13 protein-coding genes are annotated in these 10,849 nt (G+C 69.7%); 5 read left to right on the top strand and 8 right to left on the bottom strand.

The genetic code is table 11. The annotated features are described in order from the left end of the window. The first annotated feature begins 224 nt into the window (after positions 1-224). Positions 225-977: a bifunctional DNA primase/polymerase gene (locus ACYSUO_RS37520; RefSeq protein ID WP_461780681.1), complete on the top strand. Its 753-nt coding sequence runs from the start codon at positions 225-227 to the stop codon at positions 975-977. Between the two features lie 8 nt (positions 978-985). On the opposite strand, the gene ACYSUO_RS37515 is transcribed toward ACYSUO_RS37520, so the two are convergent. Genes ACYSUO_RS37515 through efeO form a run of 4 tightly spaced genes read right to left on the bottom strand, consistent with a single transcriptional unit; the run spans position 986 to position 5,354 of the window. Then, entirely contained in the window at positions 986-1,966 is a 981-nt protein-coding gene (locus tag ACYSUO_RS37515) for a hypothetical protein (protein ID WP_461780680.1), read from the bottom strand. Positions 1,967-2,014: 48 nt separating this feature from the next. Continuing rightward, positions 2,015-2,860 (bottom strand): iron uptake transporter permease EfeU, encoded by an 846-nt coding sequence (efeU, locus tag ACYSUO_RS37510; RefSeq protein ID WP_461780679.1) that lies wholly within the window; start codon positions 2,858-2,860, stop codon positions 2,015-2,017. A 6-nt stretch (positions 2,861-2,866) separates the two neighbouring features. Beyond that, a complete protein-coding gene (gene efeB / locus ACYSUO_RS37505; RefSeq protein WP_461780678.1) occupies positions 2,867-4,186 on the bottom strand; it encodes an iron uptake transporter deferrochelatase/peroxidase subunit in 1,320 nt (439 codons plus the stop codon). Positions 4,187-4,208: 22 nt separating this feature from the next. Further along, complete coding sequence (gene efeO / locus ACYSUO_RS37500; RefSeq protein WP_461780677.1) at positions 4,209-5,354, bottom strand: iron uptake system protein EfeO; 1,146 nt, start codon at positions 5,352-5,354, stop codon at positions 4,209-4,211. A 164-nt stretch (positions 5,355-5,518) separates the two neighbouring features. Between efeO and ACYSUO_RS37495 the strand changes: the two genes are divergently transcribed. Continuing rightward, positions 5,519-6,172, top strand: a complete 654-nt coding sequence (locus tag ACYSUO_RS37495) for a PhzF family phenazine biosynthesis protein (RefSeq protein ID WP_461780676.1) — start codon at positions 5,519-5,521, stop codon at positions 6,170-6,172. A gap of 98 nt (positions 6,173-6,270) precedes the next feature. Here the strand turns inward: ACYSUO_RS37495 and ACYSUO_RS37490 are convergent, their stop codons facing one another. Continuing rightward, positions 6,271-6,921: a biliverdin-producing heme oxygenase gene (locus ACYSUO_RS37490; RefSeq protein ID WP_461780675.1), complete on the bottom strand. Its 651-nt coding sequence runs from the start codon at positions 6,919-6,921 to the stop codon at positions 6,271-6,273. Between the two features lie 163 nt (positions 6,922-7,084). Beyond that, a complete protein-coding gene (map, locus tag ACYSUO_RS37485; RefSeq protein ID WP_461780674.1) occupies positions 7,085-7,957 on the bottom strand; it encodes a type I methionyl aminopeptidase in 873 nt (290 codons plus the stop codon). A gap of 57 nt (positions 7,958-8,014) precedes the next feature. Here map and ACYSUO_RS37480 point away from each other — a divergent pair, with 57 nt between their 5' ends. After that, a complete protein-coding gene (locus ACYSUO_RS37480; RefSeq protein ID WP_426903936.1) occupies positions 8,015-8,248 on the top strand; it encodes a hypothetical protein in 234 nt (77 codons plus the stop codon). Positions 8,249-8,343: 95 nt separating this feature from the next. On the opposite strand, the gene ACYSUO_RS37475 is transcribed toward ACYSUO_RS37480, so the two are convergent. Next, positions 8,344-8,955: a hypothetical protein gene (locus ACYSUO_RS37475; RefSeq protein WP_461780673.1), complete on the bottom strand. Its 612-nt coding sequence runs from the start codon at positions 8,953-8,955 to the stop codon at positions 8,344-8,346. A 93-nt stretch (positions 8,956-9,048) separates the two neighbouring features. On the opposite strand from ACYSUO_RS37475, the gene npdG reads away from it, so the two are divergent. After that, complete coding sequence (gene npdG / locus ACYSUO_RS37470; protein ID WP_266720276.1) at positions 9,049-9,762, top strand: NADPH-dependent F420 reductase; 714 nt, start codon at positions 9,049-9,051, stop codon at positions 9,760-9,762. A 90-nt stretch (positions 9,763-9,852) separates the two neighbouring features. After that, positions 9,853-10,053, top strand: a complete 201-nt coding sequence (locus tag ACYSUO_RS37465) for a hypothetical protein (protein ID WP_327663631.1) — start codon at positions 9,853-9,855, stop codon at positions 10,051-10,053. On the opposite strand, the gene ACYSUO_RS37460 is transcribed toward ACYSUO_RS37465, so the two are convergent. Next, positions 10,043-10,840, bottom strand: coding sequence for a site-2 protease family protein (locus tag ACYSUO_RS37460; protein WP_461780672.1), 798 nt, complete (start codon positions 10,838-10,840; stop codon positions 10,043-10,045). The genes ACYSUO_RS37465 and ACYSUO_RS37460 overlap by 11 nt on opposite strands. Positions 10,841-10,849 lie beyond the last annotated feature (9 nt).

Here is a 10,849-nt window from a genome sequence, read left to right as displayed (position 1 = left end):
CCCCCCCACCTCCCCCCCCTCCTCCGCCTTGCGATCGCACGCACCAGACCCCGCTCCCTGATCCGGCCTGATCCAAACGACAGGCCCTAGCCGGAGAGCACCCTCACACACCCCGGATATGGACTGTGGCCACCCGAGGCGCAGGATGGTGGGACACTTTTGATCCAAGGTTCATCCGGACTCGGCACGACAGCAGTGGCTCGACGGCGATGGTGAGGGGATTGATGGGCGCGGAGCAGGGTCGCCGATTCGGCGGGCGGAGCGGTACGGAGGGGCGCACGACGGGCGGCCTGATCTCACGGTGGCTGAGGGGCACGCGCGGCCCGAAGGACACCGCGGCCGCCGATGCGGCCCGTGAGGAACTGCTCTTTGCCGCTGCCGCCGCCGGACTGCCGCTGGCCCCGGCCGCGTACCCCTCCGACTACCGATGTTCGTGCAACCGCGTCGGCTGTCCGACCCCCGGCAGACACCCCGTCTCCTTCGCCTGGCAGACCCAGTCCACGACGGACCGCGCACAGATCGAGCGCTGGGCGAGACATCAGCCGCAGGCCAACTTCATCACCGCCACGGGCATGGTCCACGACGTCCTCGACGTTCCGCTCGAGGCCGGGCACGAGGCGCTGGAGCGGCTCCTCGCCGCCGGGATCGAGGTCGGGCCCGTCGCCGAGTCCGGCGGTGACCGCATGCTCTTCTTCACGGCGACGCGCGGGACGCCGGACGAGGAGGACGAGTGGTGGCCCTGCGAGCTGGACTGCCACCCCGAGACCATGGACGAGCACCCCGGGCTGCGGTGGCACTGCCGTGGGTCGTACGTCCTCGTGCCGCCGGCGAAACTGCCCGGTGAGCGGGAGGTGTTCTGGGTGCGGGGTCCTGAGCATCCGCTGCCCGATCCGTTGACGCTGCTGGAATCGCTGACGGATGCGTGCGCGCGGTATGTGGGGGCGGAGGAGCCGGACTATACGTCGGCGTGGCCGTAGGCCGAGGCCTAGTTGCCCTCCGCCGTCGTGATGCCCTCCACCCGGGACACCACGTTCACCTTCCCCGAGGACTTCGGCGGGTCGATGGCCGCCTGGCCGGAGACGTAGCCGTACATCGCCGACTGCTTGGGCTCGCCCTTCATCAGCGCCTTCACGTCCTCCCCGATCGTGGGGAGGTTGCTGCCGGGGAACGCGGTCAGCTTCTCGTAGCGGCGGGTCGTGAAGAAGACGAGGGCGCCGCCGTTCTCGGTGCGCAGGGCCACGGGCGCGTAGTTGCCCTCGGTGAGGGTCTCGTCGATGAACTGCGTGGTGAGGCCGGGGCGCGTGTCGATCTTGTCGCGGGTCTGGCGCCAGCGCGTGGTGTGCAGGCCCGGGACGTAGTCGTCCCCGCCCTTCTTGAGGTACTGGATGTACTTCTTGCCCATGTCCTTCGGGCGCTGCGCGAGACCCGAGTCGTCGGGGTCGACGGACTCGCCCCAACCGTCCTTGTCCTGCTTGAACTCTGGGACCGTGCCGTTGCGGAGCAGCGACAGGTACGAGACCGCCCACGGCGCGTTCTCGGCGTTGCGGGTGAAGACCATCACCCAGCGGTAGCCGGGGACCCGGCTGTTGGCCGAGTTCGTCACGAACCAGCGCGGCCAGCCCGCCTTCTTCGGCACCGTGATCTGCGTGTCGGTGAGCTTCAGCGGAGCGTGCTTCGGGTTGCCGTTCGGGTTGAGCGCGCGGCCCGCCTTCAGCTTCGCCGCGTCGATCGCGCCGAGCGCCCCGGTGACGTACTTCGCGTCGGCGTCGGCGTCGTACGTCTTGTCCGCCTCGTTGTACGCGTCCACGAACGTGTCGACGGCGCGTGCCGCCTGCCCCTTCGTGGTCGTCGGGACGATCTCCAGCTCGCCGTGCACGGTCACACAGCCGCTGGCGGTGAGGGACAGCACGACCGCGGCCGCAGCCGCCGCGACCGGTCGGCCGATCCTGTTCCTGGCCTCGCTCATGACGTTCGATTCACCTTCCGCTCCCAGCCCCTGCCACGGGCCCGAACCCTACCGGGAAGAGGAGGCCCGCACTGCCGCGACCCTGCGGGAAAACAGTCCGGGCGGCGCGAAGAACAGGGCGAGAGTGGGGACAAGGTAGACGAACCAGACGGTTACCTGCAGAACCGTCGGGTCGGGCTGGAAGTTGAAGACGCCCTTCAGGAGCGTGCCGAGCCAGCCGTCGGGCGCGATCGTGGAACTGATGTCGAACGCCAGGTTGTTGAGGCCGCCGATGAATCCGGCCTCCTGGAGATCGTGGAAGCCGTACGCGAGGACGCCCGCCGCCACGACGACCAGCATGCCGCCGGTCCACGTGAAGAACTTCCCCAGGTTGATACGGAGCGCGCCCCGGTAGAACAGCCAGCCGAGCACGATGGCCGTGGCGATCCCGAGCAGCGCGCCGATCACCGGGTCCGTCGTGCCGTTGCTGGTGGCGTGCACCGCCGTCCACACGAAGAGCGACGTCTCCAGGCCCTCACGGCCCACCGCGAGGAACGCCGTGACGACCAGCGCCACCGTGCCCATCTGCAGGGCGCTGTCGAGCTTCCCGTGCAGTTCCGTCTTCAGGTGCCGGGCCGTGCGCCGCATCCAGAACACCATCCACGTCACCAGGCCCACGGCGATGATCGACAGCGAACCGCCGAGCGCCTCCTGCGCCTGGAACGTCAGCTCCTGCGAGCCGAACTCCAGGCCCGCGCCGAAGGCGAGCGACACGAGGACGGCGACGCCGATGCCGGCCCACACCGGCTTCAGGGCGTCCCTGCGCTCCGTCTTCACCAGGTACGCGACGAGGATGCACACGATGAGGCTGGCTTCGAGCCCCTCGCGCAGTCCGATCAGGTAGTTCGCGAACATCGCGTCTCAGGCCCCCTTCTGCTTCTGCTGCTGCTCGAAGAGGCCGCGGCCCCACCAGTCACTGCCGTCCCGCACTCCCGGCGGCACCGCGAACACCGCCGAACCGACGTGCTGGATGTACTCGTTGAGCGCGTCGGTCGCGAGGCTGCGCTGCACCGGGATGAACCCCTTGCGCATGTCCTTCTGGTACGCGAGGAAGAACAGGCCCGCGTCGAGCCGGCCGAGGCCGTCCGTGCCGTCGGTGAACGAGTAGCCGCGGCGCAGCAGCGTCGCCCCGTGGTTGGTGTCGGGGTGCGCGAGCCGCACGTGCGCGTCCGGCTTCATCGCCTTGAGGAACGGCTCGTCGCGCTCCTTCGCCTTGCCGACCGGAGCGCCCTCGCCCTTGTCCCGGCCGAACACGTCCTCCTGCTCCTGCAGCGACGTACGGTCCCAGGTCTCGACGTTCATCCGGATCCGGCGGGCGACCAGATACGAGCCGCCCTTCATCCACTCGGCACCGTCGCCCGGGGAGTCCACCCACACGTGCTTGGCGAGGCGGTCCTTCTCGGTGCCCGCGATATTGCGGGTGCCGTCCTTGAAGCCCAGCAGGTTACGGGGCGTCTGCGCGTCCGGCGTCGTCGACGACGTCTTGCCGAAGCCGAGCTGCGACCAGCGGATGGCGACCTTGCCCATGCCGATCCGGGCGAGGTTGCGGATGGCGTGCACGGCGACCTGCGGGTCGTCGGCGCAGGCCTGGACGCACAGATCGCCGCCGCTGCGGGTCCTCTCCAGGTTCTCGCCGGGGAACTTCGGCAGGTCGACGAGCGCCTCCGGGCGACTGTCGGCGATGCCGAGGGCCTTCCCGTGCTTCTCGAAGAGGGAGGGGCCGAAGCCGATCGTCAGCGTGAGCCGGGACGGCTGCAGTCCCAGCGCCTCGCCGGTGTCGTCCGGCGGCGCCTCGACGAGCCCGCCGTACGCGCCCTCGCCGACGGTGCGCCCCTCGGTCATCCGCGCCGCGGCCTTCGTCCAGTCCTTCAGGAGCTGCACGAACTCCTCGCGGTCGGCCGTCTTCACGTCGAACGCCGCGAAGTGCAGCCGGTCCTGCACCGGCGTGGCGATCCCGGCCTGGTGCGCGCCGTGGAACGGCACCGCGCCGCCCGCCTCGCCGGCGGGCTGCATGTCCGAGCCGTCGTCGGACCGGGCCAGGGCGACGGCGCCGCCCGCGGCCGCGGCGCCGAGCGCGAGCCCGGCGCCGCCGACGGTGAGCAGGGAACGCCGGGACGGGGAAGGGGAGTTGGAGGTCTCGTCGTCCGCCATGGCGGCCCTCTCCTCGTGGTGCGTGTGCATGTACTCGGCTACTTGGCGATGGCTACTTGACGACCGCGGCGGCCAGCTGCGACAGCGGCTCCGCCAGCGCGTTGACCGCGTCCGACAGCTCCTTCTGCTCCGCCTTGCCGACCTTGTCGTAGGACGTGAACTCGTAACTGCTCTTGTCCTCGCGGTACTTGTCGAGCAGCGTGTCCAGCGCGGCGAACTGCTTGTCCAGCTCCTTGGTCAGCGCGGCGTCGTTCTTCGACGCGACCGGCTTGAGCAGCTCGTACGCCTTCTCGGCGCCCTCGACGTTGGCCTTGAAGTCGACGAGGTCGGTGTGCGAGTAGCGCTCCTCCTCGCCGGTGACCTTCCCAGTGGCGACCTCGTCGAGCAGCTCCTTGGCACCGTTGGCCATGGAGGTGGGGGTGATCTCCGCCTTGCCGACGCGCTGCTGCCAGTCCTCGAGGTCCTTGTCGAGCCGGTCGGCCAGCGCCTTCTCCTCCTTGCCGATCTCCTTGTCCTTCCACAGCGCCTTCTCCAGGCGGTGCCAGCCGGTCCACTTCTGGCCCTCTTCGAGGCCGTCGGCCCGCACGTCGACCTTCGGGTCGATGTCACCGAAGGACTCGGCGACCGGCTCGGTGCGCTCCCAGCCGATACGGGAGGGGGCATACGCCTTCTTGGCGGCCGCCAGGTCGCCGTCGCGGACGGCGTCGGTGAACGTCTTCACCTTCGGCAGCGTCTCGTCGGCCTGCGCCTGGGTGTACTGGCGGTAGGCGGCGACGGCGTCGTCGAGCCGCGGGTCCCGCTTCGCGGTGCTCTTCCCGCCGGTCACCTGGACGTCCTGGCGGTGGCCCTTGCCCTTCATGCCGGGGATGCAGGCGATGCGGTAGTCGCCGCTCTTCACCTCGGCGGTGAGGCTGTGCCTGGTGCCGGGACCGATGTTCTCGCGCTCGGAGACGATCCGGTCGTCCGGGAAGAGGATCTCGACCTCGGTGACCCGGGACCCCTTGTTCTCGACCGCCAACTCCACGTGCCCCGCCGGGAACTCCTTCTTGGAGACCTTGCAGCTGTCGTCGTCGGCGGTCACCTTGATCGCCCCGGAACCGGCGCTCTTGGCGTCGCTTTTCTGGGTGCAGCCGGTGACGGCCGTCAGGACGGCGACCGCGGCGACGGCGGTGGAAGCGGTGAGTCGGGCGGCGCGCATGCGGGCTCCAAGACGTACAGCAGCAGTACAGGGGGTGCACAGGAACAGGGGGCAACTAAGGCGGACCTAACTTATATGAGGCTTACCTCAGTGCCGCCCATGGGCAAGTCAGGGAAGGGTCAAGGGCCGGTCAAGCGCCGAATGTCGCGTGGTTGACTTCCGGCATGAACGAGTACGGCATCGAGTACGACGTGGTGCGCGTCTTCTGCGCCCCCGACGGCGGGGAGGGCAACGCGCTGGGCGTCGTCCGTGACGGCTCCCGCCTGACCGACCGGGACGAAAGGCAGGCGTTCGCGACCAAGCTTGGCTTCAGTGAGACGGTCTTCGTCGACGATCCCGAGCGCGGCGTCATCGACATCTACACGCCGACCGCGCGCCTGCCGTTCGCCGGGCACCCCTGCGTCGGCACGGCCTGGCTGCTCGACGTGCCGGAACTCGTCGTGCCCGCGGGCGTCGTCGGGGCGCGCCAGGACGGCGAGTTCAGCTGGGTCGAGGCGCGTGCGGAGTGGGTGACCGGCCGCACGTTGCGCCAGTACGACTCCGTCGCCGAGGTGGACGCGCTGCCGGTTCCTCCGGAGGGGGAGTGGATCTACGCGTGGGCCTGGGAGGACGAGGCGGCGGGCCGGGTCAGGGCCCGCGGCTTCCCCGGCCGCGGCGACGGCATCGTGGAGGACGAGGCGACGGGAGCGGCGGCGCTGGCACTCACCGGCCGACTCGACCGCGCCCTCAACATCCGCCAGGGTCGCGGCTCCCAAATCCTGACGGCCCCCCAGCCGGGCGGTTCGGTGGAGGTGGGAGGCCGGGTCCGGCTAGCTTGATGGGTCGGCGGCGGGTGAGCAATTCCAGCCCCGCCGGCGATTGAGGCGCGGGGTCCGGGGCAGAGCCCCGAGGCCGTAACGCCGGTGCCGCGAAACGATCACGCGGCCGACCGAAACTCCTCGCCCAACCCGCGAAACACTCCCGTATTCAAGGCGAACGCCGCCTTGCACTCGGCCACAACCCGCTGCTTCTCCAACTCATCCACGCCGATCGCATCAAGCAGCTCCCGGTAGCGCCGCTTGAACGCCGCCGGGTTCGAGACCCCCTCGAAAACGTAGAACCGCACACCGTCCCCCTTGCGCGCGAACCCCCACGTCTTCTCCGCCTTGTCGCGAATGATCTGTCCACCCGAGAGGTCGCCCAGGTAGCGCGTGTAGTGGTGCGCCACATATCCACCCGGCCAGGACGCCGCACACTCCGCGACCCGCTCCGCGTACGCCCGCGTCTGCGGCAGCGCGGAGACGGTCTCCCGCCAGTCGGGACCCCGCAGATGCGCGAGGTCGCGCTCCAGCTCGGGCACGCGCAGCAGCTCCGGCTGAATGAAGGGCCCGGCCACCGGATCGTCGGCAAGGTGCTTGGCGCCGTCCTCAAGCGCCCGGTAAACGAACCACAGTTGCTCCGTGTACCGCGCGTACGCGTCCACACCGAGCCGCCCGCCGAGCAGATCACCCATGAACGTCGACGTCTCCGCTTCCGTGTGCTGCTCGTGCGAAGCGGTGCGGATCAGAGTGGAGAACGGGGTGTCCATGGGAGCCTCCGCCGATGAGTATTAATTAGGTTAGGCTTGCCTAAGATTACAGCCTTCCCGACACGCTGTCGGTAAAAACCTACCCGGTTCTCCGATCAAGGGAACGTAAACAGCAGAGCCCGCCCCACAAAGGGGCGGGCTCGATGCGCGGGAGCGGCGTCGCCTACGGCAGCGTGAGGATCTCCGTGCCGGTCTCCGTGACGACGAGGGTGTGCTCGAACTGGGCGGTCCGCTTGCGGTCCTTCGTGACGACCGTCCAGCCGTCCTCCCACATGTCGTACTCGTACGTGCCGAGCGTGAGCATCGGCTCGATCGTGAACGTCATGCCGGGCTGGATCACGGTCGTGGCCTGCGGGGAGTCGTAATGCGGAATGATCAGGCCGCTGTGGAACGACGAGTTGATGCCGTGCCCGGTGAAGTCGCGCACGACGCCGTACCCGAACCTCTTCGCGTACGACTCGATGACCCGGCCGATGATGTTGATCTGGCGGCCCGGCTTCACGGCCTTGATGGCGCGGTCGAGCGACTCACGGGTCCGCTCGACGAGCAGCCTCGACTCCTCGTCGACGTCGCCCACCAGGTACGTGGCGTTGTTGTCGCCGTGCACGCCGCCGATGTACGCGGTGACGTCGAGGTTGATGATGTCGCCGTCCTTGAGGACGGTCGAGTCCGGGATGCCGTGGCAGATGACCTCGTTGACGCTCGTGCACAGCGACTTCTGGAAGCCGCGGTAACCGAGCGTGGACGGGTACGCGCCGTGGTCGCACATGTACTCGTGTGCGATCCGGTCCAACTCGTCCGTGGTGACCCCCGGAGCGATCGCCTTCGCCGCCTCCGCCATGGCACGCGCCGCGATCCGCCCGGCGATCCGCATCGCCTCGACGGTCTCCGGGGTCTGCACCTCGGGGCCCGTGTACGGGGTCGGCGCGGGCTTGCCGACGTACTCGGGGCGCCGGATGTTCCCGGGCACGGAGCGGGTGGGGGAGATCTCTCCCGGAACGAGCAGGGCGGACGACGCCCCCGACTGACCAGACATGCCAGCGAGTGTAACGAGCGCGCGTGGGGGAGCATGGCGGGGACGAGAGGAGCCGCCGTGGCGCTGTTCAAGAAGCGAACCGTCGGAAAGCCGGGCGAGTGGTACTACTGCCTGGAGCACAAGAAGGTCGAGGAGGGGCCCGAGTGCCCCAACAAGGACCGTTTCGGCCCCTACGCCTCCCGCGAGGAGGCCCAACACGCGATGGACACCGCGAGGGAACGAAACCTGGAGTGGGAATCCGACCCCCGCTGGCACGACAAGCCGGAGGACACGGACCCGCCGGGGCAGTGAGCTTTCGGGGCCGCTGCGGCGGTTGAGTATTTAAAGCCCCGCCGGCGATTGAGGCGCGGGGGCCGGGGCGGAGCCCCGCGCGGGTGGGCGACACCTCACCACCGGGCCGGCGGCGGGGCCGTCAAGTGATCCGCGAGCCGCGACAACCGATCCCGAAACCCCCGCCGCCCCCGCGGAGCGGCCACCGCGTTCTCGCCGGCCGCCGCACTGACCAGATGCTGCACCGTGTCGAGATCGAGGTCGGTGTCGCCGGGCACGCTCAGCCCGTCATGGGCCATGGCGTGCAGCTCCCCACCGCCGGCGGCCTCCGCGTCGAGCGCCAGGACCGTCGCCCCCGCGCGGCGCGCGTCGTGCACCCGCTCCAACAGCGGAGCGCCCGGCTCGGTCGGCGTGACCACGAGGAGCGTCTCGCCGCGCCGCGCCGCCTCCAGCCGGCCGAGGCCGACGGCCAGGTGCGCGGGGTCGTCCGGGCGCGCCGCGTGCCGTACGAGCGTGGGGGCCAGCTCGGGCGTCCCGGACCAGGCCGCCTCGTCGACCAGATGGGCCGCCAGATGCCAGGGCTCGTACGTCGGGGAGCCCACGAGGAGGAGCCCGCCACCGTGCGCCGCGACCGAGGAGCGCAGCGCCCCGGCGAAGCGGCGGGTGGCGGAGGGCCACTCGGTTCCGGCGAGTACCTCGCGCAGCAGTGCTACTCGTACGGCGTCCATGGGGTCGCATGGTGCCTCAAGTGGTCAGCTGGTTCGCCCCGTTCGAGGGAAGTCCGCCCGTACGGGACACATACCCTTGAGTAGGGTCGCTGCATGACCTCTACCGAAAGCAGCCCGAGCGGCCAGAAGGCCCCGGCCAAGGACCCCTGGGACCTCCCCGACGTCTCCGGACTCGTCGTCGGCGTCCTCGGCGGGACCGGACCTCAGGGCAAGGGCCTCGCCTACCGCTTCGCCCGTGCGGGCCAGAAGGTGATCCTCGGCTCCCGCGCCGCCGAGCGCGCGCAGTCCGCCGCCGACGAACTCGGCCTCGGCATCGAGGGTGCCGACAACGCCGAGTGCGCCCGCCGCAGCGACATCGTGATCGTCGCCGTGCCGTGGGACGGCCACGGCGCCACCCTCGAAGCCCTGCGCGAGGACCTCGCGGGCAAGCTCGTCGTCGACTGCGTCAACCCGCTCGGCTTCGACAAGAAGGGCGCGTACGCCCTCAAGCCGGAGGAGGGGAGCGCGGCGGAACAGGCCGCGGCGCTGCTCCCGGACTCGCGGGTCACCGCCGCCTTCCACCACTTGTCGGCCGTGCTGCTCATCGACCCGGAGGTCGACGAGATCGACACCGACGTGATGGTGCTCGGTGAGGAGCGCGCCGACGTGGAGACGGTCCAGGCGCTCGCCGGCCGCGTCCCCGGTATGCGCGGCATCTTCTCGGGCCGCCTCAGGAACGCCCACCAGGTCGAGTCCCTGGTCGCGAACCTCATCTCGGTGAACCGCCGCTACAAGGCGCACGCGGGGCTGCGCGTAACCGACGTATAGGCACGTACGGGGTGCCTTCCGGCGCTCACGGGGCATGGGGGACACTGGTCGGCGTACTACACGCCGCGCCGCCGTCTGGAGCCGACCCCCATGCCCCGCATCGCACTGTTCTCCCTGGTCGTCTGTGCCCTGGCCGTCGTGGCGGCCGTGGTCTCCTTCGTCGAGGGCAGCTTCCTCGGGATCGTGTGGGTGCTGATCGCGGGCGTCACGTCGAACATGACGTGGTTCTACCTGCGCAAGGCGAAGGCCGAGAAGCAGGCCACGAAGGCCCAGGCCGCGCCTACTGCGTGAACGTCGGGATCTCCGGGGTGCCCTGCCAGAACCGGTAGAACTGCAGCCCCCAGTACGTGTCCCACTCGTGCACGCCGAGCGCGGCAAGGACCCAGTCGACCGCGTCGAAGAACCACTGGTTGATCTCCGGGATCCACAGCACGGCGAACACGGCGAGCAGACCGAACGGCGCGAACGGCTTCACCTGCCGCCGGATCTTCTGCGACAGCCACGGCTCGATCACCCCGTACCCGTCAAGCCCCGGTACGGGAAGGAAGTTCAGGATCGCCGCGGTCACCTGGAGCAGGGCGAGGAACCCGAGCGCGTAACGGAAGGTGTCCGGCACCCCGTCCAGCGCGTCCAGCCAGAACGGCGCCGTGCACACGATCGCGAACAGCACGTTCGTCAGCGGCCCCGCCGCCGAGATCAGGCTGTGCCGCCAGCGCCCCCGGATCCGCCCCCGCTCGATGAACACGGCGCCACCGGGCAGACCGATCCCGCCCATGATCACGAAGATGACCGGGAGCACGATGCTGAGCAGGGCGTGTGAATAAACGAGGGGGTTGAGCGTCAGGTACCCCTTGGCCCCGATCGAGATGTCACCACTGTGCAGGGCCGTGCGCGCGTGCGCGTACTCGTGCAGACACAGGGAGACGACCCACGCCGACGTCACGAACAGGAACACGGCGAAGCCCGGTTGCGAAGCGAAGTCGGTCCACACCGCCCAGCCACTGACGGCCATGATCGCGACAATTCCCAGGAAGACCGGGCTGACGCGACGTTGCTTCGAGATGGTGTCGGCACTCATGTGGTGAGC

The organism is Streptomyces sp. UC4497 (assembly GCF_054871485.1).
Note: the sequence above shows the minus strand (reverse complement) of the source record. Positions and strands in the feature narration are given on the sequence as shown.

Excerpts from the sequence above, each read along its gene's own strand:
- ACYSUO_RS37475 (WP_461780673.1), bottom strand. The coding sequence starts at position 8,955 with ATGGACGCCGTACGAGTAGCACTGCTGCGCGAGGTACTCGCCGGAACC.
- efeB (WP_461780678.1), bottom strand. The coding sequence starts at position 4,186 with ATGCACACGCACCACGAGGAGAGGGCCGCCATGGCGGACGACGAGACC.
- efeO (WP_461780677.1), bottom strand. The coding sequence starts at position 5,354 with ATGCGCGCCGCCCGACTCACCGCTTCCACCGCCGTCGCCGCGGTCGCC.
- ACYSUO_RS37515 (WP_461780680.1), bottom strand. The coding sequence starts at position 1,966 with ATGAGCGAGGCCAGGAACAGGATCGGCCGACCGGTCGCGGCGGCTGCG.
- ACYSUO_RS37495 (WP_461780676.1), top strand. The coding sequence starts at position 5,519 with ATGAACGAGTACGGCATCGAGTACGACGTGGTGCGCGTCTTCTGCGCC.
- efeU (WP_461780679.1), bottom strand. The coding sequence starts at position 2,860 with ATGTTCGCGAACTACCTGATCGGACTGCGCGAGGGGCTCGAAGCCAGC.
- map (WP_461780674.1), bottom strand. The coding sequence starts at position 7,957 with ATGTCTGGTCAGTCGGGGGCGTCGTCCGCCCTGCTCGTTCCGGGAGAG.
- ACYSUO_RS37465 (WP_327663631.1), top strand. The coding sequence starts at position 9,853 with ATGCCCCGCATCGCACTGTTCTCCCTGGTCGTCTGTGCCCTGGCCGTC.
- ACYSUO_RS37490 (WP_461780675.1), bottom strand. The coding sequence starts at position 6,921 with ATGGACACCCCGTTCTCCACTCTGATCCGCACCGCTTCGCACGAGCAG.
- ACYSUO_RS37460 (WP_461780672.1), bottom strand. The coding sequence starts at position 10,840 with ATGAGTGCCGACACCATCTCGAAGCAACGTCGCGTCAGCCCGGTCTTC.
- ACYSUO_RS37520 (WP_461780681.1), top strand. The coding sequence starts at position 225 with ATGGGCGCGGAGCAGGGTCGCCGATTCGGCGGGCGGAGCGGTACGGAG.
- npdG (WP_266720276.1), top strand. The coding sequence starts at position 9,049 with ATGACCTCTACCGAAAGCAGCCCGAGCGGCCAGAAGGCCCCGGCCAAG.